The organism is Leifsonia sp. HAY1-4F, assembly GCF_056755275.1.
Genome location: NZ_JBNDHX010000026.1, coordinates 17,380 through 37,153 on the forward strand (window position 1 = coordinate 17,380; position 19,774 = coordinate 37,153).

The 19,774-nt window shown below is 69.4% G+C and carries 17 protein-coding genes and 1 pseudogene; 6 read left to right on the forward strand and 12 right to left on the reverse strand.

The window, feature by feature from the left end:
* Positions 1 to 15 precede the first annotated feature (15 nt).
* Complete coding sequence (locus ACPYOG_RS07495; protein WP_481293610.1) at positions 16 to 546, forward strand: hypothetical protein; 531 nt, start codon at positions 16 to 18, stop codon at positions 544 to 546.
* Positions 547 to 604: 58 nt separating this feature from the next.
* Complete coding sequence (locus ACPYOG_RS07500) at positions 605 to 1,501, forward strand: helix-turn-helix domain-containing protein (protein WP_481293611.1); 897 nt, start codon at positions 605 to 607, stop codon at positions 1,499 to 1,501.
* Here ACPYOG_RS07500 and ACPYOG_RS07505 read toward each other — a convergent pair.
* A complete protein-coding gene (locus tag ACPYOG_RS07505) occupies positions 1,491 to 2,711 on the reverse strand; it encodes an MFS transporter (RefSeq protein WP_481293612.1) in 1,221 nt (406 codons plus the stop codon). The genes ACPYOG_RS07500 and ACPYOG_RS07505 overlap by 11 nt on opposite strands.
* 140 nt (positions 2,712 to 2,851) lie before the next feature.
* Here ACPYOG_RS07505 and ACPYOG_RS07510 point away from each other — a divergent pair, with 140 nt between their 5' ends.
* Complete coding sequence (locus ACPYOG_RS07510; RefSeq protein ID WP_481293613.1) at positions 2,852 to 3,247, forward strand: hypothetical protein; 396 nt, start codon at positions 2,852 to 2,854, stop codon at positions 3,245 to 3,247.
* A gap of 25 nt (positions 3,248 to 3,272) precedes the next feature.
* Here ACPYOG_RS07510 and ACPYOG_RS07515 read toward each other — a convergent pair whose 3' ends face one another.
* Positions 3,273 to 4,637, reverse strand: a complete 1,365-nt coding sequence (locus ACPYOG_RS07515; RefSeq protein ID WP_481293614.1) for a GH1 family beta-glucosidase — start codon at positions 4,635 to 4,637, stop codon at positions 3,273 to 3,275.
* A gap of 41 nt (positions 4,638 to 4,678) precedes the next feature.
* On the opposite strand from ACPYOG_RS07515, the gene ACPYOG_RS07520 reads away from it, so the two are divergent.
* Entirely contained in the window at positions 4,679 to 5,518 is an 840-nt protein-coding gene (locus ACPYOG_RS07520) for a COG4705 family protein (RefSeq protein ID WP_481293615.1), read from the forward strand.
* Positions 5,519 to 5,548: 30 nt separating this feature from the next.
* Here ACPYOG_RS07520 and ACPYOG_RS07525 read toward each other — a convergent pair.
* From ACPYOG_RS07525 to ACPYOG_RS07550, 6 genes and pseudogenes are all read right to left on the reverse strand, one after another.
* Positions 5,549 to 6,355, reverse strand: a pseudogene (locus ACPYOG_RS07525) (DUF6807 domain-containing protein); the annotation flags it as partial.
* Positions 6,346 to 7,575, reverse strand: coding sequence for a Gfo/Idh/MocA family protein (locus ACPYOG_RS07530; protein WP_481293616.1), 1,230 nt, complete (start codon positions 7,573 to 7,575; stop codon positions 6,346 to 6,348). The gene ACPYOG_RS07530 and the pseudogene ACPYOG_RS07525, both read right to left, overlap by 10 nt.
* Positions 7,572 to 9,353, reverse strand: a complete 1,782-nt coding sequence (locus tag ACPYOG_RS07535) for a hypothetical protein (RefSeq protein WP_481293617.1) — start codon at positions 9,351 to 9,353, stop codon at positions 7,572 to 7,574. The genes ACPYOG_RS07530 and ACPYOG_RS07535 overlap by 4 nt, the downstream gene beginning before the upstream one ends.
* The gene (locus tag ACPYOG_RS07540) at positions 9,353 to 10,252 is read right to left on the reverse strand and encodes a carbohydrate ABC transporter permease (protein ID WP_481293618.1); all 900 of its coding nucleotides are present in this window, start codon (positions 10,250 to 10,252) and stop codon (positions 9,353 to 9,355) included. The genes ACPYOG_RS07535 and ACPYOG_RS07540 overlap by 1 nt, the downstream gene beginning before the upstream one ends.
* Positions 10,249 to 11,193: a carbohydrate ABC transporter permease gene (locus tag ACPYOG_RS07545; RefSeq protein WP_481293619.1), complete on the reverse strand. Its 945-nt coding sequence runs from the start codon at positions 11,191 to 11,193 to the stop codon at positions 10,249 to 10,251. Before ACPYOG_RS07545 ends, ACPYOG_RS07540 begins: the two co-directional genes overlap by 4 nt.
* A gap of 19 nt (positions 11,194 to 11,212) precedes the next feature.
* Positions 11,213 to 12,523, reverse strand: coding sequence for an ABC transporter substrate-binding protein (locus tag ACPYOG_RS07550; protein WP_481293620.1), 1,311 nt, complete (start codon positions 12,521 to 12,523; stop codon positions 11,213 to 11,215).
* Positions 12,524 to 12,718: 195 nt separating this feature from the next.
* Between ACPYOG_RS07550 and ACPYOG_RS07555 the strand changes: the two genes are divergently transcribed.
* Positions 12,719 to 13,903 (forward strand): ROK family transcriptional regulator, encoded by a 1,185-nt coding sequence (locus tag ACPYOG_RS07555; RefSeq protein WP_481293621.1) that lies wholly within the window; start codon positions 12,719 to 12,721, stop codon positions 13,901 to 13,903.
* 86 nt (positions 13,904 to 13,989) lie between these two features.
* On the opposite strand, the gene ACPYOG_RS07560 is transcribed toward ACPYOG_RS07555, so the two are convergent.
* The 4 genes from ACPYOG_RS07560 to ACPYOG_RS07575 all read right to left on the reverse strand — a co-directional run bounded on the left by ACPYOG_RS07560 (position 13,990) and on the right by ACPYOG_RS07575 (position 19,057).
* The gene (locus ACPYOG_RS07560) at positions 13,990 to 15,756 is read right to left on the reverse strand and encodes a glycoside hydrolase family 35 protein (RefSeq protein WP_481293622.1); all 1,767 of its coding nucleotides are present in this window, start codon (positions 15,754 to 15,756) and stop codon (positions 13,990 to 13,992) included.
* Positions 15,757 to 15,822: 66 nt separating this feature from the next.
* Complete coding sequence (locus ACPYOG_RS07565; RefSeq protein ID WP_481293623.1) at positions 15,823 to 17,169, reverse strand: ABC transporter substrate-binding protein; 1,347 nt, start codon at positions 17,167 to 17,169, stop codon at positions 15,823 to 15,825.
* Between the two features lie 38 nt (positions 17,170 to 17,207).
* Positions 17,208 to 18,158 carry a carbohydrate ABC transporter permease gene (locus ACPYOG_RS07570; protein WP_481293624.1) on the reverse strand — a complete coding sequence of 317 codons (951 nt, stop codon included), beginning with the start codon at positions 18,156 to 18,158 and terminating at the stop codon, positions 17,208 to 17,210.
* Positions 18,158 to 19,057 (reverse strand): carbohydrate ABC transporter permease, encoded by a 900-nt coding sequence (locus tag ACPYOG_RS07575; RefSeq protein ID WP_481293625.1) that lies wholly within the window; start codon positions 19,055 to 19,057, stop codon positions 18,158 to 18,160. The genes ACPYOG_RS07570 and ACPYOG_RS07575 overlap by 1 nt, the downstream gene beginning before the upstream one ends.
* Before the next feature lie 113 nt (positions 19,058 to 19,170).
* Here ACPYOG_RS07575 and ACPYOG_RS07580 point away from each other — a divergent pair.
* A partial coding sequence (locus ACPYOG_RS07580; RefSeq protein WP_481293626.1) for a LacI family DNA-binding transcriptional regulator occupies positions 19,171 to 19,774 on the forward strand: 604 nt, incomplete at its 3' end.

Genomic DNA, 19,774 nt, shown 5'->3' on the forward strand with positions numbered 1-19,774 from the left:
GGCGAGAATGGCCTGATGGCCCTCCCCGCGACCGAGCGTATCGTCCCCGTTGCGGTGACCCGCATCGAGCTGGAGGCGGCGGTTCCCTTCGGGACGCTCCGGCGGGCCTTCGAGGCCGAGGTCCCGCCCCTGGATGCCGTCCGCCTCCGCGAGCTGCTCTCCACGGGGGCCGAGTGGCGGCGACTGACCCTCGAGACGTCCGGTCCGGGCATCCATCGCTTCGTCCGGTTCTGGACCGACCACCCCACGCCGGTGATGCGCGTGGGCGGCGCCGACATCCCGAGCGCGGTCTACCTCATCGGCGACTACGCGACGGCGGCGAGGATGTTCCGCCACGACCCGGGTGCCCTGCTGTACACGCCCCTGCGCGTGGAACTGCACGCCGGCCGCGACGGAGGCACCGTGCTCAGCGTGGACCAGCCGAGCAGCAGCCTCTCCAGCTTCGGCAACAACAAGATCGCGCAGGCCGGCTTCGAACTCGACCGAATGCTCGGCGACCTGCTCGAAGAGCTGGGCCTGCCGCGCCCGAGCGTCCTGCGGCGCTGATCCTCTCGGTGCTGCCGCCTCCGGGAATGACACCCGGGCCGAGCGGGTTCGCCCTTTCATGACTGCGGCGCTGACTCCGACCCCTGCGGCGGCTCCCGAGCGGGCCGGCCTGACTGAGCTGGAGGGCGTGCTCGCCCGGCTGGAATGGAACCTGCTCGACTTCTCCCGCACGGGACTCGCGCGGGGGAGCGGCATGGCGGGATCGCCCGGGTCGGTCCGCTTTCACTACGTCGTCTCCGGCGCCGTCGAGATCAGCGGAGGCGAATCGCCCGTTCAGCTGGACGCCGGTGATTTCCTGATGCTGCCGAGGGCCGGTGCTCACCGCATCCACGCCCTCCAGGACACCGTTCTCGCGTCCGGCGAGCTCGAAGCCGCCACCGCGGCCGGGCTTCCGTTCGTGCTGGCGCTTCCCGGAATGCTCGTGGCCTGTGGATTCGTGGTGCGCGAACCGCACATGGGGCCGCTCATCGAGACGCTCGGCCAGGAGTTCGGCGGGATGCGGGCAGGCAACGCGGTCATGGCGAGCCGCATCGCCACGGTCATCGCGTCGGCGGCCGTCCGCTCCTGGGTCGAGAACGGATGCGCTCCCGACGATTGGCTGGTCAGCGTACGTGACCCGCACATCGCCCGGGCGGTCGCCGCGATGCGCGAGGCGCCGGGCGAGCCGTGGACGGTCGACAGCCTCGCCCGGGTCGCTCGTGCATCCCGGACGGTGTTCGCGGAGCGCTTCCACGAGCTCGTCGGCGATTCGCCCAGCCGCTACCTCGCGGGCCTGCGGATGGAGCAGGCCAAGGACCTGCTGCGCGAGGGGCGGCTGAGCGTGGGCGAGGTGGCGCTCCGCCTCGGCTACGGCTCGGATGTCGCCTTCAGCCGGGCCTTCCGCCGCCACACCGGGATGAGCCCGGCAACCTGGCGGCGCGAGTCCGTCGCGAGGGCGTCCCTCCTCACCGCGTGAGCGAACCGGTCGAGCGCCGAGCCGACCCGAGCAGCACTCCGCCCGCCACTGCCGCGACAGCGCCGGCGACGAGCGCATCCTTCACCCCGGCGCCGTCGACGAGGAGGCCGCCTGCCGCAGCGCCGAGAGCGATGGCCACCTGGAACGCGGAGACGACGAGTCCGCCCGCGGCCTCCATCCGCTCCGGCTCCGCCCGGGCCGCCCAGGTCTGGACCAGGGTCGGCACGCCGCCGAAGGCGAACCCCCACAGCCCGACCGCGACGAAGGCGAGCGGAACCTCAGCGGGCAGCAGTGCGAACACCGTGACCGCGGCTCCCAGCACGGCCGGCATCACCACGAGAGCCGTGCGCAGCCGGCGATCCGCGACGACGCCGGCGATGATGTTCCCGACGAAGCCGCCCGCGCCGTAGACCGCGAGCAGGATCGCCAATCCTCCCGTCGTCAGCCCGGGGATGTCCGCGGCACCCAGGCGGATGTACGTGAATCCGGTGAAGTGGCCGCCGGCGAGCAGCGCGATGCCGATCAGGCCCACGATCATCGTGGGCGAGCGGAGGGTGGCCACGAGACTGCGGACGCCGGATCCCCGGGCGGGGGCGATCGGCGGAAGCAGCAGGACCTGCGCCACGGCGGCGGCCACGGACATCGCGGCGACGAGGAGGAACACCGCACGCCAGCCCCAGAGGGCGCCGAGGAAGGCTCCGAGCGGCACGGCGACCACGGTGGCGAGCGAGACGCCCGTGTTGACGATCATCATGGCTCGTCCGAAGTGCTCCGCCGGCACCAGCTGGGCCGCGACGGCGACGGCCATCGACCAGAAGCCGGAGATCGCGATCCCGAGCAGCACGCGCGCCACCAGCAGCAGCCAGAACTGCGGGGCGACGGCCACGAGCAGGTTGGAGGCGGCGGCGAGGACCGCGAGCCCGACCAGCAGCATCCGCCGGTCGAGCCGGGGGAACAGCGGCCCGATCGCGGGACCGGCGACCACCCCGATGATCGCCGTCGCGGTGACAGCCTGGCCCGCCGTCCCCTCGCTGATCCCGAGACCAGCGGCGATGGGCGACAGCAGGCTGGCAGGCAGGAATTCGCTGGTGACCAGCGCGAAGACCCCTAGCATCAGCGCGACGACTCCGCCCCACGAGGCCCGGCGCGCAGCGGGGCTGACGGCCGGCACGGAGGACGTGTTCGGCTGGGAGGAGATCTCGACGCTCATGACCCCAGCCTGGCAGTCCGCCCATCCGCCCGCCCGACCGATCGTCCGCGACCCCTGATCGCTCGTCCGGAATCCCGGGGCGCATGGCCGGAACTGTCCGGATGGTCCGCCGGACGGTCGGCACTGCTAGGGTCCGAGGCGTGAGCATTCAGGCATTCGGGCAACCAGGGCCAACGCTGGTGCAACTCGGCAACGTCACCGCGAACGACGCCTGGGTCGTGACGCCGGTCGGCACCTGGCCGATCGCCGAGGTGAACGTGACGACGGTCGACCAGACCAACTCGACCAGCCACACTCCGGCCTGGGCGATCGTCCTCGTGGTGGTCTTCATCTGGTTCTTCCTGCTCAGCCTGCTGTTCCTGCTGGCTCGGGAGGTGCGGGTCGGCGGCTACATCGCCATCCACATCAGTGCTCGCAACGGTCAGACCTACACGGAGCAGGTGCCGGTCTACAGCGCGCAGCAGCGGGCGGACGTCTTCGCTCGTGCGGGTTACCTGCAGGCCCTCATCGGGCACGCGCGCGCCGTGCGCGGCTAGGGCTGACCGAAGAACCGCTGCCCGCTCACTCCCGGAGGAAGTCGGCCATCCAGAGCGCGCTGCGCTTCGGGGTGCGCGTCTGCGTCCGGTAGTCGACGTGGACGATGCCGAAGCGGCGGGAGAAGCCCCACGACCACTCCCAGTTGTCCATCAGCGTCCACAGGAAGTACCCGCGCAGCGGCAGTCCGGCGGCGACGGCATCCCGAGCGGCCTCGAGATGCGCCTGCAGGTACTCTGTGCGCTCGCCGTCGTCGATCCGACCGTCTGCGTCTTCGCTGTCCGGATAGGCCGCGCCGTTCTCGGTGATGTAGAGCGGGAGCTCGGGCGCCAGGTCGCTGGCCATCCGCAGCGCGTCGAGCATGCCGTCGGGATGCACCTCCCAGCCCATCTGGGTCGCCGACGCGCCGGTGTCCACCATCCGGACGTGCTCGCTGCCGGGGTAGGTGCTCGGGGGTGCGCCGGCGGCGGGCGCGGAGGCGGAGGCCACGATGTGGCGGCTGTAGTAGTTGACGCCGAGGAAGTCGATCGGGGCCGAGATGCTGCGCAGGTCCTCCTCGGTCGCGTTCTCCTCGAACCAACGCGTCTCGCCCAGGTCCTCGAGCACATCCGCGGGGTAGGTTCCGGCCAGCACCGGCTCGAGGAACAGCCGGTTGCTGAGCCCGTCGATGCGACGGGCGGCGTCCGCGTCCCCGCCCGAATCGCCCGCGGGCTCCACGGGGTAGAGGTTCAGGGAGATGCCCACGCGGGCCTCCGGCGCGGCCGCCCGCAGGGCCTCCAGGGCGAGACCGTGGCCGAGCAGGAGGTGGTGGGCCGCGTGGGCCGCCCGCGAGCCGAGCGCCCGGCCCGGCGCGTGGATGCCGCTCGCATAGCCGAGGAACGCCGAGCACCACGGCTCGTTGAGCGTGATCCAGTCGGTGACTACGTCGCTCAGCCGGTCGGCCACCTCGTGCGCGTAGTCGGCGAACCGGCGAGCGGTGTCGCGCTGGAGCCACCCGCCTCGATCTTCGAGTGCCTGTGGGAGATCCCAGTGGTACAGCGTCGCCCACGGCGTGACGCCGTGCTCCCGCAGCGACTCGGCGAGGCGGCGGTAGAAGTCGATCCCGGCCTGGTTCGGGCGGCCCCTCCCGTCGGGCTGGATGCGCGGCCAGGCGATCGAGAACCGGTAGGCGCCGAACCCCAGGTCGGACATCAGGTCGACGTCCTCCGCCCAGCGGTGGTAGTGGTCGTCCGCCACATCGCCGGTGGTGCCGTCGACGATGGCGCCGGGCACCCCGGAGAACGTGTCCCAGATGCTCTCGCCGCGGCCGTCCTCGCGGGTGGCTCCCTCGATCTGGTACGCGGCGGTCGCCGATCCGACGACGAATCCCTCCGGGAGATCGCTTCTGCGCATTGACATTGCTCCTTCGATCACCTGTCTCTGAACCCTCTCAGATGTTTGACACCGGCACCCAGGGTGACGCGCCCGCCGTCCGGGATGCTGGGTGGATGCGCAACAAGGTCCCCGCGGTCACCGCTCTGTTCTGGGTGACCAAGCTGCTCACCACCGCCATGGGCGAGACGACGTCGGACTTCCTGGTCAAGACCATCGACCCCTTCGTGGCGGTGGGAGGCGCCTTCGCCGTGTTCGCCGTCGCGATGGTGCTCCAGTTCGCCGTCAAGCGCTACATCCCGTGGGTGTACTGGTTCGCGGTGCTCATGGTCGCCGTGTTCGGGACGACGGTGGCCGACGTCCTGCATGTGGAGCTCGGGGTGCCGTACGCGGTGTCGACCGTCGGCTTCGCGGTGGCCCTCGCCGCCGTGTTCGCCGTCTGGTACGCGACGCAGCGCACGCTCTCGGTCCACCGCATCGACACCCGGGCGCGGGAGATGTTCTACTGGTGCGCGGTCCTGGGGACGTTCGCCCTGGGCACTGCGTTCGGCGATCTGACGGCCACGACGCTGGGACTCGGCTACTTCGGTTCGGCGCTCGTCTTCGGGATCCTGTTCGCTATCCCCGGAGTCGCCCACCGCTGGCGGGGTCTGGGCGCGACCGCCGCGTTCTGGACGGCCTACGTCCTCACCCGGCCGTTCGGCGCCTCGCTCTCCGACGGCTTCGCCGTGTCGCACGCGCGCGGCGGCCTGGACCTCGGCACAGGACCGGTGAGCCTCGTGCTGTTCGCGGCGATCGTCGTGTGCGTCGCCGTGCTCAGCGCCCGCGACCGGGGCGCTCTGGAACCGGTCGGCGTCGCCTCCCCGTCCCTCGACGATGCGGCCGACGCGTCCCGCCCCTAGAGACGCCCGGACGGCGGGGTCCGTCGGCAGTTCGCCGTCGCCCACCCAGAGCCGGGCGCTCGCCTCCCAGCGTCCGCCGGGCTCCACCCGCAGCTCCTCCCGGTCGAACGGCGCAGGCCCGAAGCCCGGATACTCCGTCGAGCGCACGAACCACGACGACGGCGATGGCGCCTCCAGAACCACGCTCGCGGCGCCGTCCGGCCGGGTGAGTGCCAGCCATCGTGCGCGCGAGCCGAGGAAGTCGTCCGCCGGTCCTGTCCTCCCGTCGTCCGCCGTCGCGGTGGCGCCGCAGAACTCCGGCGCGAGGCGAAGGAACAGGCCGCCGTATCCCGCCCCTGCGCGTCCCCTCGTGGCGGGACTACCCAGCGTCAGGGGCTCCACCGCTCGGACCCGCGACTCCCAGTCCAGCATCCAGCCACGCCCGATCGCGACGAACGTGAGCAGCCGGTCCTCGACGGCCAGGGGAGCTCCGCCGGCGTCGCGCCAGGTGAGCCGCGACCGGATGCGTCCCGACGGGTCCAGCTGGATGCGGTCGGTGCGCATCGACCCGTTGTCGCCCGCGTCGAGGTAGGCGGCTGCGGTCCGGTCCCAGCTGCGCCCGCCCCAGAGGTTCGCCCTGCCCACGACGGGCAGCGCCAGCGAGAAGCCGTGGTGCCACCGGTGGTCCGCCGGCCGGAAGTCGGCCACCGCCGCGCCTGCGCGAGTGGCGATCGGGAACAGGTACGGGCGAGGCGATTCGACCGCGGGCGTGTCCGGCGCGAAGACATAGCGGGCGATCCGCTGCCCGTTCAGGGTGATGTCGACCCCGGACAAGTCCTGCCGTGCGGTCACCGCCACGGCAGCTCGTCCAGCTCGCCGAACAGCCGCTGCGTCTCGACGGCGCGCCGCACAGCGGCCTCCGCGTCGACGAGCACGGGGCGCCGGGATGGTCCGTGACCGTCCCAGCTGACGTGACGGGCGTCGATCGGCACGACGGGGGCGTCCCCGACCGCCTCGATGACCCGGACGAAACCGCCGGTCGCCGACAGCGGGGAGAGCAGGGCGTCTCCGTCGCGCCGTGCGTCGAGGAGGTTCTCGAGCAGGTCGCGCCTGCCGTACTGCCGCTCCTCGGTCCGGCCCTCATGCGTCGACACGGTCAGCCGGTCGGTCGTGTACCACAGGGTCGCCTCGGCGGCCGTCCCCCTGACCAGGATGGCCGGGTCGGCCTCCACCGGTCCCGCGAGTGTGAACGCGCACGTGAGAGCACCGCCGAACGTGACCGCCCCCTGCTCCGACGGCCGCACCCGGATGGTGGAGGTGTCATCCACCTCGATCGGGTTCACGCGCCGCAGGTCCGTCTCGACACTGCCGATGGCCTCCGGCGAGTCCCAGCCCGCGATGCGCACTGCGGTCATCACGGCGTGCGCGAAGGGATTGGCGACAGCGCCGTCGGCCACCCGTGCTCCGTCCAGTACGCGGCGCCCAGCCCAGCGGGCGCGCGTCCAGTAGCCGCGCGGCCTCGTCCACGACCCGCGCGCGCCGATCGAGACGAGCTCGCCGAGCGCACCGGTGTCGATCAAGCGCAGCAGTTCGGCGAGAGCGCCGGAACCCAGGCTCTGGAAGCCGACCTGCACCAGCCCGCCGGTCTCCTGCGTGACCGTCTCCAGCCGGGCGAACGACGCCAGGTCGGTGACCGGCGGTTTCTCGAGCAGCACATCCGCACCGGCGCGCAGCGCGTCGGAGGCGAGGGTTTCGTGGGTGTGCAGCGGCGTCGCCACGATCACGACGTCCACCGGGATGCTGCCCAGCAGGTCGTCGATGTGGTCCAGCCGGATCGGCAGCCTGTCGTCCGGCACCCGGACACCGTCGCGGACCAGGGGTCCCCCCGCAGGGTCGACCAGGGCGACGAGCTCGACCAGGCCCCGGTCCTCCAGCTCCAGGGCGTTCAGGATGTGCGCAGTGCCGTAGCCCTGCACCCCGACGACGGCGACACGTGGGGGCGTGGCGGGGCCGGACGCGATCGTCGGGGCGGCGCTGTCCGCGGGGCCCGCGGTGTCGCGCGGAGCCGTCCCGCTCATGCGGCCGCCCCGGCAGCTCCGGCGGCCCCGGCAGCTCCGGCGGTCCCGGCAGCTCCGGCCGCTCCGGCGGCGCCGGCGGCGCGCAGGCGCACAGTGAACCGCGCGGGCGCCGTGCCGCCGACGAGCAGCCGGACACCGCCGGCGGCGTCCGTCCCGGAGAGGAACGCGTAGTCCTCGCCGGGCCAGTACGGCGCGGGGTCCGCGACGGGGTCGAGCCCGTCGAGCTCGACGGTGATCGCGTCGTCGCCACACGTGTACCGCGCGTGCCGGCCGGTCAGGACGTGCGCTCCGTCGCCCGGGCGGGGGCGCGCATCCACCTCGTCCCCGTCGACCGCGGAGCCGGCCACACGCAGCGCCCCGCCGTCGCGGAACGCGAGCTCGAGCGTCCACGGGCTCGACGGCCCGTCGAGGGCGACCTCGAGGTCTGCGCCGTCGTCGCGCAGGACGACCACGACCCTCGACTGCAGCGCGACCTCCTCGGACGGCCGCTCCGGGAAGGACATCGCAGCGGAGAACCGCCCGTCGTCGGTCAGGGCGTACCGGCCGTCGTCGCGTCGTCGGCCAGGCGGCAGCGGCTGGTAGTACCGCGCCGTGACCCGCTCGCTCAACTCGACGCGCGCGTCGTCGAGAACGCGGAACGTGTCCGCACGGAACGGACCCAAGCCGAAGAACGTTCGCGAGAGGCGCACGGAGTCGAGGACCGCGCTGCCGGCGAACAGCCGCAGGAACGTGGGATCGTTGGCAAGCCCCGACCGGATGCGCCCCTGCCTGCCGTAATCCGAACCGCCGTACACGACGGTGTCGGCGTCGGCGCCCCGGTGAACGGCGAGCGACACCCCCCGGTGCACCGTCGTCCCGTCTCTCTCCGGCGCCTCCGCGGCAGGGAGGGTGTCATCCAGCCCGGGATGCAGCAGCAGCTCGGTCAGCATGCCCGGGTCGTCGACGCCCTCCGCGACGGCGAGTTCCGCCGCCCAGGCGAAGTCGCGGCGTCCGGTCGAGAGGGCCAGCGACCGGAACGGCGCCGCGTACGGCGAGAGCGGAAACCGTGCGCCCTGATCCTGGCGGCGCGAGGGGAGCGACTCGACGGTCCGGTCCGGGTGGATGAGCGCGAGCGTCAGCTCGAGATTGCGCTCGACGATCCGGCGCAGCTCGGGGCGTTCCAGGATCTCTGCGATCGCCAGCAGCGACGGATTGGTCACCGCCGAGGCATAGTTCGGGCTGCGCTCGGAGTAGTACCCGTCCTCGTCGATGTCGACCCCCTCGGCCAGCCACTCGTCGACCCGGTCGACCAGACGCCGATCCGGGAACGAACGATGGATGCGCGCGAGCGCGGCGCCGAGCTCCCAGCGGTGGTTCGGCGTGTGCACTCCGCCGGTGAGCAGCGGCGGCGTCGCCTCCCGGATGATCGTGGCGAGCGCATCCCTCACCCGGATGAGCCGTGGGTCGGTCGCATCCCGGAGCAGCTCGTGGACGTCGCACCCGTCGTTGATCGTGAAGGCGGTGTCCGGCGGGGACTGCACGTTGTCGCCGCCCTCGAACAAGCCGGTCGCTGTCTGGAGCCGATCAAGCTCGCCGAGCAGGGCCTCGGCGGCGTCGACGCTCGCCGCCGGCGCGCTCACGGGAGAGGAGACGACGAGCGACACCAGCGTCTTCACCCGCCGCATCAGTTCCCGGTGCGGGCCGCCGGCGAACGGCGCGGCCACCGCATCCCTGGCCGCCCGCAGTGCAGTATCCCGGGCCGCCGCCATCACCGGGGAGGCCTCCACATCGTCGCCCATCAGTCCTTCAACCCGGCATTGAGGTCGGCGTTCATCACGTACTTCTGGAACACCAGATAGAGGAGCACGAGCGGCACGATCGCGATGACCGAGGCACCGAGCAGCACGGACCAATTGATGTTCTGCGCGCCGACGATGCTCTGGATGCCGATCTGCAGGGTGAACTTGTTCGGGTCGTTGAGCACGAGCAGCGGCCAGATGTAGTCGTTCCACCTCCACTGGAAGGAGAAGATCGCGAGCGTCAGCATGATCGGACGCGAGATCGGGACCATGATGCGGAAGAAGATCGCCAGCTCCCTCGCCCCGTCGATCCGGGCGGCCTCCACCAGCTCGTCCGGCACCGTGAGGAAGAACGCGCGGAACATCAGGACGCCGGTCGCGGTGAGCACCGACGGCACGATGATGCCGGCCAGGGAGTTGTACATCCCGAGGTCGCGGACCACGAGGAACGTCGGCGCGAGCATGACCTCGGTGGGGAGCATCGTCGTCGCCAGGATGCAGACGAAGAAGACCTTGAGCCACCGGTTGTCGTACTTGGCGAGCGCGTAGCCGGTGCAGCAGCTCGCCACGACGGTGAGGATCGTGGTCACGATCGCGACCAGGAAGGTGTTGGCGAAGAACTGGTAGAAGTTGAAGCTGCTCCAGGCGTCGATGTAGCCCTGGACGGTCCAGGACTTCGGCAGCAGCGAGAGCGGGAACGAGAACAGGTCGCCGGCGGGTTTGAACGAACTGAGGACGAACCAGAGCAGGGGGAAGCCGTACGCGAGGGCGAGCACCCAGAGGAGAGTGGTCGCACGGATGGTGCGGCCGAGCTGCCTGGTCCCCGTGCGTGTGCGCGTGCGCGCGCCGGGGGCCGACGGCCGCTTGCGGGTGGCCCGGGCTGCGGTTGTCGCGGTCATCGGCGGCGCTCCGTCCGGCGGTTGACGGTCAACTGGACCAGCGCGACGACCATCAGGAGGATCATGAGCACGAAGCTCGCCGCGCTGGCGTAGCCGATCTGGCCCTGCTGGAAACCGGTCTGGTAGATGTACTGCACGAGCAGGTTGTTGGAGGTGCCGGGACCGCCGTTGTTGAGGGACTGGAAGAGCGCGTACTCCTTCATCGCGTTCAGCGTGGTCAGCAGGATCACGATGAACGAGGTGGGGGCGATGCTCGGCAACGTGATGTCGCGGAACAGCCTCCACGGGCCGGCTCCGTCGAGCGCCGCCGCTTCGTAGTAGGAGACCGGAACGTTCTTGATCGCGGCGATGAAGAGCAGCATCGAGAACGCCGTGCCTCCCCACGTCGCGGCGATCACCACGACCATCAGGGACAGATCGGCGTTCGACTGCCAGGGCACGGCCCCGCCGCCGAGCGATTCGATCACGAAGTTGACGAGACCGAAGTTCTCGCCGAACAGCCACCTCCAGATCACGCCGGAGACGATCGGGGAGATCAGCCATGGCACGAAGAGGATGATGCGGGCGATCAGCTTGCCCTTCGCGAACCGGTCGACCATGAGGTTCGCGGCCAGCAGCGAGAACACGAAACTCGTCGGCACGACGACCACGGTGAACAGCACGGTCCTGCCCAGGGCCGCATAGAACGCGGAGTCGCCGAAGAGCTGTTCGTAGTTCGAGAGTCCGATGAAGTGGAAGGAACCCACGCCGGTGTAGTCGGTGAACGAGTACACGAGACCGATCACCGCGGGCCAGGCGAAGAAGGCCGCGAAGAGCACGACGTTCACCAGGATGAGGACGAGCGGCGCGAACCGGTAGTGGTTCAGCCGTCCGCGTGCCCGTCGCGCTCCGAGTTCGCGTGCGCCGGTCAACCGCGCGGCGGCCGTGCCTGTAGCCGACATGGATTCCTCCCCTCCCGTCCTACTTGCCGACCTGCTTGTCGTACCCGGCCACGATGTTCTTCACCGCGTCCGCTGAAGACTGCTGCCCGTTGATCGCCTTGCCGATCTCCGTCACGGTCGGGTCGGTGGTGAAGGCTTTGCCCTCGAGCGCCCATTTCACCTGAGCCTGGAGGAAGTACCCGGAGATGGGCTTGTAGACCTCGAGCTCCTTGTTGTAGAGGCCGAAGGCATCCAGTGCGGCTTTCGACGTGAAGTCGTAGGTGATGTCGAGACCCTTCTCGACGGGCAGGTAGCCGTTGGTCTCTGCGAGCTTCGTGTATTGGGCGGGTTCGTACATCCAGTCGAGGAATGCCTTGGCCGCAGTGCCCTCGGCGTCGCTGTTGTCGAAGCCGACCATGAGGCCGCCCGCATTCACGTCGGCGGCCTGCACCGGCTGTGCGGGAGTGGGGACGCTGGCCCAGTCGAAGGACGTGATGCTGGTGGCGAACGCCGAGACCTGCCATACCCCGGACCAGTAGGCGGCGACCTGGCCGCTCTGGAACAGGGCCGACGGGTCGGCGCCGCTGGTCCATACGGACTTGGGCATCGTCTTGTCGTCGTTCAAGCCGACGAAGTAGTCGACGGCCTTCTCGGTGGCGCTGTCGGCGGAGAACTTCCCGTCGGAGCCCTGCTGCATGTACTTTCCGCCCATCTCGTAGATCATGGCGCGCAGGCGGGACGGGGAGGCGTCGTACACGAGCGAGTACTTCGCGCCGGTCGACTCGCGGACCTTGTCCGCCGCCGCGATGAACTCCGTCCAGGTCCATGTGCTGTCCGGGGACGACGGGAAGCTGACGCCCGCCTTCTCCCACAGCGACTTGTTGATGAAGAGGCCGGTGGACGTGACATCGGAGGGGATCGCGAGGGTCGTCCCGCCGGTGCCCTTCGCAACGTAGCTCTGGTTGATGTTGTTCGAGGACTTGCCGCTGATCGACCGGAGATCGATCAGCTTGTTCTTCCAGATCGGATCGAGGGCCGGGACGTCCGCGATGTCGGGGAGCGCGTTGGCCTGGGCGGCATTGTGGAGCTTCGCCGCGTATCCGGAGTACGGGATGTTGACGACGTCGACCGAGATGCCGGTCTTCTTCTTGTAGTCGGCGGAGAGCTGGTCGAAGCCCTTCTGCTGGGCGGCGCTGGAGGAGAGCCAGAGAGTCAGCTTCTTGACGTCGCCGGTGGAGCCGCCGCCGGCGGAACAGCCGGTGAGGGCGAGAGCGCCTGCTGCGATGATGCTCGTCGCAGCGAGCAGTCGTCGACGCCGGGAAATGCTTCTGAAGCGGGAAGTGAGATTCATCGTTGAGTCCAAATCGTTCGAGAAGTGGCCGACGGTCAGCGTGCTCCGCGAACCGTTGCAGACTTTTCTATCACTACGATGGATATATGGCAACAGAATGCAGGCACCCGGTAGGGTGAGAAGCGGACAGCCCCTGACGTGATGGCGCACGGGGCCGCTGGAAGATTTACTCACCGCGATGTTAAAGGGGACGCCATGGGGGCATCGGACGGCCCGAGAACCGCAACCACGCGCGACGTGACGGAGATCAACCGCACCGCGATCCTCGACCTGCTGCTCGCAGCCGGGCCCATCTCGCGGCGCGAGATCCGCGAGCGCACGGGCCTCGGCTCCGCCACCGTCGAACGTCTCACCCAAGCGCTCATCGACGAGGGCGAGCTCGAGATCGCGGGCCTCGACCGGTCTTCGCCCGGCCGGCCGTCCGGCCTGTTGCGCTACGTGTCGAGCCGCCGTGCCATTCTCGCCGTGGACCTCACCGAGGCGAACGCCCGCGGCCGGATCGTCGACCTCGCCGGCGCTGTCCTGCACGAGCAGTACCTCCCCTTCCGCTTCGAGGGCTCCGATCCGGGAGCCGCCCGTCTCGACGGCCTGCTCGAACTCGTCGACACTCTGGTCTCCGGCGTGCCCGGAGTCCGAACCCCGGTGACCGGTATCGGGATCGCTGTGCCCGGCATCACCGACGACGGTCACGTGACGAAGGCGAGCGAGCTGGAGTGGCGGGATGTGCCGGTCGCCGACATCCTGCAGGAGCGAACCGGACTTCCCGTCCTCGCTGAGAACGACGCGAACGCGACCGTGTACGGCGAATACCTTCACGGGGCGGCGCGAGGCGAGGAGAGCGCCATCGCCCTCGTGCTCGGCACCGGGATCGGCGCCGGGATCGCCAGCGAGGGCCGCATCCACCGCGGTTTCCGCTCGGCAGCGGGCGAGGTCGGGTACCTGCTGACCTCCACGACCTCCTTCTCGCGCTACTTCACGGACCACGGCGACACCGAGAACGCGATCGCCGCCGAACTCGCCGCGTGGGTGGACCGCGACGGCCCGCACGTCGACCGGCGCATCGGCCCGGCCTTCCGGCGGATGATGGCCGCGGTCGAGGCGGGCGACGAGCTCGCCGGCCAGGCCCGCGACGAATTCTTCGACCTCATCGGGCTCGTCTGCGCGGCGATCTCGGTCGTGATCGCCCCCAGCGTCATCGTCCTCGCCGGAGCCTTCGGCCAGTACAGCGCCCTCTCGGTCGACCAGCTCAGCCGTCGTCTCATCGGCCGCATCCCCTCCCCGCCGCGCCTGGTCGCGAGCAGTCTCGGCTTCGACGCGGCGATCACCGGAATCAGTGCGCTCGCGATCGAGAAGGCGCGCGCCGCCACGTATCTCGTCTGAGGCGGCCTCCGCCGCGGTCCAACTGGACATTCTCGACGAATGTGCCCTCAGACCGCGTCCAAGTGCACATTCGTCACGAATGTCGCCTAGACCTCGGTGTGCCCGAGCCGGAGTTCGGGGACGAAAGCGGCGATGGGCTCCGCAGCCGACTCCAGCTCCAGCACGATGAGCTCGTTCCGTCCGGCACGGACCACACCTCGCGGGACGTACAGCGTCTGCTGCGGTCCCCGCGTCCAGTACCGGCCCAGGTTGAAGCCGTTGATCCAGGCGACGCCCTTGCCCCAGCCGGTCGTGTCGAGGAACAGCGCTCCCGGCTCCTCCAGGTCGAACACGGCGCGGGCGAAGACCGGCCCAGCGAGTCGCTCGGGTGCAGCATCCCCCGCCGCCGCGTCGAGGGCGGCGCGCACCGGCTCGATGGATGACAGCTGCAGCGGGAGCACGCTCCAGCGCCGCAGCTCCTCACCGTTGAGCTGCACAGGTCCGACCAGCCCCTTCGGCTCGCCGATCCGGGTGCCGTAGTCGACGCGGCCCTGGTCCTCGACCAGCACGGTCAGGGTGCCGCGGCTGGGGGAGAGCGCGATCGCGGAGTCGTGGTGGTCGCGGGCGAGCACGCCGAGGCGGCTGGTGCCGACCGATACGTAGGCGCGGTCCCGGACCTCGCCGAACTCGAGCACGGCCGGCTCCGTCGTGTCGATCTCGGTCCGGTAGAGGCCGAAGCCCGTGTAGTGGCCCAGCTGGTCGAACGTGGGCAGCGTGTCCGTGTGCACCCAGTCGCCGAGCCGGTCGGCCATCGCCCATAGCGGGACCGCGACGTCGAACGGCGCAGTGAACGACGGGGCCGCTGCCGCGACGACGGGCTCGAGCTCGGGGACCGGTGCGTGCTTCGCGATGACGTCGCGGAACGCCCAGTACTTCTCTGTCGGTTCGCCCGCCTCGTCCAGTGGTGCGTCGTAGTCGTAGCTGGTGACGATCGGCTGGTAGACGCCCTTGTCGTTGGCGCCGTTCGTGAAGCCGAAGTTGGTGCCGCCGTGGAACATGTAGACGTTGACGGATGCGCCCAGCGCGAGCAGCTCATCCAATTCGCCGGCGGATTCCGCAACCGGCGTCGTGTGATGGTGGCCGCCCCAGCTGTCGAACCAGCCGTCCCAGAACTCGGAGCACATGAGAGGACCGGTCGGCTGGTGACGCCGCAGGGTCGCCAGACGCTCGCGCGAGCGGGAGCCGAAGGAGGCGGTCTTCAGCACGCCGGGCAGCGAGCCGTTCTCGAGCATCTCGTCCTCCGGCTGGTCCACGGTCATCAGGGGAACCGTGATGCCTGCGTCGCGGATCGCGTCCGCCAGCTGCTGCAGGTACTCCGTGTCGTCGCCGTACGCTCCGTACTCGTTCTCCACCTGGACGAGCACCACGGGGCCGCCCTCGGTGATCTGCAGCGGCCGGACGATGTCGAGCACATTCTGCAGGTAGCGCTTCAGGGCCGCCACGAACTTCGCCTCGGAGCGGCGGATGCCGACCTCAGGATCCGTGAACAGCCACGCGGGCAGTCCGCCGTTGTCCCACTCGGCGCAGATGTAGGGTCCGGGGCGGACGATCGCGTGCATCCCCTCGTCGGCGATCGCGTGCAGGAAGCGGTCCAGGTCGAGCGGGCCGTCGGCACGCCACTCGCCCTCCTGCGCTTCGTGCGCGTTCCACGGCACGTACGTCTCGATCGTGTTGAGCCCCATCAGGCGCGCCTTGTGGATGCGGTCCGCCCAGTCATCCGGATGCACCCGGAAGTAGTGGAGGGCACCCGAGAGGATGCGGTGGGGTTCTCCATCGAGGAGGAAGTCGTCTCCCGCGATCTCGAAGGTGTTCATGGTTCTCCTGAAGGGTGGGAAAGCCGTGGCCGGCCACGATACGCGCGGCCGGCCACGTGCCGATTGCTACTTGCCGGTGACCGTGAAGCCCTGCTGGTTTCCGTAGGTCACGAGCGCCTTCTGCCAGGCTTGGAGGCCCGGGTTGAGGCTGCTGTTGGAGCTGTACGACTGCCCGACCGTGTCTGCGTGGATGCTGTTCGCGTAGACCTGGAACGGCAGATAGTGCCACCCCGTGGAGACGTTCTTGGCGCCATCCACGAGCACCTCGTTGATCTTCTGGCCGCCGAAGTACGACGGGGCGGTGGCCAGGAAGTCGGACGAGTTCAGGTCCTTCGTGGTGGACGGGAATCCGCCCGACGCGAGGAAGACCTTGATGCTGGCCGGGTCGTTGTTCAGCCACTTGAGGAATCCGGCTGCCAGCGCCTGGTTCTTGCTCTGCTTCATCACGACCTGCGCGCCGCCGCCGTTCTCGGCGTTGGTGGGCGTCCCGTCGTAGGTCGGGATGGGCGCGACGCGCCACTGTCCGGCGCCGTCCTTCACCGACGACTCGAGTACGCCGGGCATCCAGGCGCCGGTGACCAGGGTCGCGATGGAGCCGTTGCCGAGCGCCTTGAACCAGTCGTCGCTCCAGGGTGCGACTGAGGAGAGCAGCTTGCCCTCGACCAGCTTGTCCCAGGTCGCCGTCCACTTCTTGGTGCCGTCGTCCTGGAGGTTGATCGACACCTTGGTGCCGTCCGTGGAGAAGGGCCGACCGCCCGCCTGCCAGATCATGGACGTCGTGAACCCAGGGTCACCCGAGTCGCTCGTGATGTAGGCGCTCGGGTCCGCGGCGTGCAGCTTCTGCGCATCCGTGACGTACTCGTCCCAGGTCGTCGGGACGGTGAGGCCGTACTTGTCGAAGAGCGTCTTGTTGTAGAACATCGCCATGGGGCCGGAGTCCTGGGGCAGGCCCACCAGCTTGCCGCCGACGTTGACCGAGCCCCACGGGCCGGGCGTGTAGTCGCTCTTCAGCTTGTCGAAGCCGTACTTCGTCAGGTCGACGAGCGAGTCGGAGAGGGCGAACTGCGGGATGGCGTAGTACTCCACCTGGGCGACGTCCGGAGCCCCGGTTCCTGCCTTGACCGCGTTCTGCAGCTTCGTGTACTCGGTGGTGTTGGTGCCGACGTTCGCCAGCTTGACGTGCACTTTCGGGTACTGCTTCTCGAAGGCGGCGACCTGGGCCTGCGCCGACGGGGTCCACGACCAGTACGTGATGGTCCCGCCCTGCTTGAGGGCCGCATCGACGTCGGAGGCACCTCCGCCGCCCGACGAGGTTGCGCCCGAGCAGGCGGCGAGCGAGACGCCGACGACGGCGCTGACCACCGCGGCCGTGACGATCCGGCGGAGGGGCCGGGACGCGAGAATGCGCTTCATGAGCTTCCTTTCACTTCTTTGTGGAGTGCGATTGCGGGTTACTGCTTGACGCTTCCGGCGGCCAGACCCGACTGCCAGTAGCGCTGGAGCACCAGGAACGCGGCCACGATCGGGATGATCGTGATGAGCGATCCGGTGATCACGAGGTTGAAGATCGGCTGTGCGCCGACCCCGGCTGCCTGCGCGCTCCATTGGCTGAGGCCGACGGTGAGGGGGTACCAGGTCGGATCGCTCAGCATGATGAGCGGCAGGAAGTAGTTGTTCCAGGTCGCGACGATCGCGAACAGCGCGACCGTGACGATGCCGGGAGCGAGCAGGCGCAGCGAGATCGTGAAGAAGGTCCGGAACTCGCCGGATCCGTCCATCCGTGCCGCCTCGAGGAGCTCCGTCGGCACCGCCTCGGTTGTGTAGGTCCAGATCAGGTAGAACCCGAACGGGCTGATGAGCGAGGGCAGGATGACGGCCCAGGGGGTGTTGGTCAGTCCGGCCTGGCTGAAGAGGAGGAAGGTCGGCACCGCAAGGGCGGTTCCTGGTACGGCGATCGCTCCGAGCACCACCGCGAACACCGCGCGCTTGCCGGGGAAGTTGTACTTCGCCATCCCGTATCCCGCCACGGTGGCGAGCAGAGTCGCCCCACCCGCGCCGACGACCACGTAGAGGAGGGTGTTGCCGAGCCACTGGAAGAAGATGCCGTTGTGATAGCTGAAGGTGTCGGCGATGTTCTGGAAGAAGTTGAAGTCCTTGCCGAACCACAGCCCGAAGGTGGAGTAGAGGTCGGACTGGTTCTTGGTGGCGTTCACGATCAGCCAGATCAGCGGGACGAGCGAGTAGAGGACGAAGACGATCATCACGATCGTCAGGACCGGCGACTTCCGGATCCGGCGCCCACCGGCGGCGGCGTTCCTATTCCGGGTAGCCGCCCGGGAGGGGGCCTTGCGTGCGGGAGTCTTGTCGGCCTGGCGGCTCGTGGTGTCGGTCAGGGCGGCCATCAGCGGAGCTCCTTCCTCGAGCCGCGAAGTTGCACGACGTACGCGATGACGGCGGTGAGCACGCCCATGACGATCGCGACCGTCGCGGCGTAGTTGAACTGCTGTCCGGCGAACGAGAGGTTGTAGGCGTACATGTTCGGGGTGAAGTAGGTCTTGATCGCGTTGGGCGCCAACTGCATGAGGAGGTTCGGCTCGTTGAACAGCTGGAAGCTGCCGATGATCGAGAAGATCGTGGCGATCACCAGGGCGCCGCGGATGGCCGGGAGCTTGATGCTGAACACGGTGCGGAACGCGCCGGCCCCGTCGATCTCGGCCGCTTCGTACAGCTCGCCGGGGATGACGCGCAGCGCTGCGTAGAAGATGAGCATGTTGTAGCCCATGAACTCCCACGTGACGATGTTGCCGATGGAGGCGAGGACCCACGGCCCGGTGAGCGGAGCGAGCGCGGTGCCGAGCAGGTGGTTGACGCTCGCCGTCAGGCCGAACTGGTCGCCGTAGATGAAGCCCCAGATCAGGGCGGCGACCACTCCGGGCACGGCGTAGGGGAGGAAGAGTGCGATGCGGAAGAAGCCGGCTCCGTGCAGCCGGGCGCTGTCGAGGGCGAGCGCGGCGACCAGCGAGAGGACGAGCATGATCGGCACCTGGACCACGAGGAACAGGGAGACGCGTCCGAGCGATTCCCAGAACTTCGCATCCTGGAGCAGGGCGACGTAGTTCCCAAGGCCGACGAACTCGTTGCCGCCGATGAGCTGCTGCCGGAACACGCTCAGGTAGAGCGCATAGACGACGGGTGCGATGATCATCGCCGCGAAGACGATCATGAAGGGGGCGACGAAGGCCCAGCCGCGCCAGTCGCGGCGGGCCCGGCGCGTCGGCCGGGAGATGGACGTCGTTGTCATGCTCTTTCCTGATGTGTGTCGGGTCGATGTTTACGTCAACATCGCGTGCGCTACTCTAGCATGTTGACGTCAACATGACGCAAGGTCGTGTTGTAAGGGGAATAGTGGGGACCATGGCAGAGTCGATCGCCGAAATACCGCCCGCCCGTTCGGCAGGGCGCAAGCGCGGGCCGTCGCTGGGCGACGTGGCCCAGCACGCCGGCGTCTCGACGCAGACGGTGTCGCGTGTCGCCAACGGACTCACCAATGTGGAGGACTCCACCCGGCAGCGCGTCCTGACCTCGATGCAGCTGCTCGGCTACCGGCCCAACCGTGCGGCGCGCGCACTGCGCTCCGGGCAGTTCCGCAACATCGGCGTCGTCATGTTCACCCTCTCCTCCTACGGGAACATGCGCACCCTGGATGCGATCGCCGTCTCAGCCGCGACCGCCGGCTACTCGATCACGGTCATCCCCGTCGAGCGCCCCACCCAGCAGGATGTGAGCGTCGCCCTCAGCCGCCTCCTGGAGCAGGCCGTCGACGGCATCATCGTCGTCATCGAGGCGCACATCGTCGACCGGGCCGACGTGGAACTGCCGCCCGGACTCTCCGTGGTCGTCATCGACTCCACCGAGCGGCCCGACTACCCGCAGGTCGACACGGACCAGGCCGAAGGCGCGCGCCAGGCGACACGGCACCTGCTGGACCTCGGCCACAGCACCGTCTGGCACATCTCCG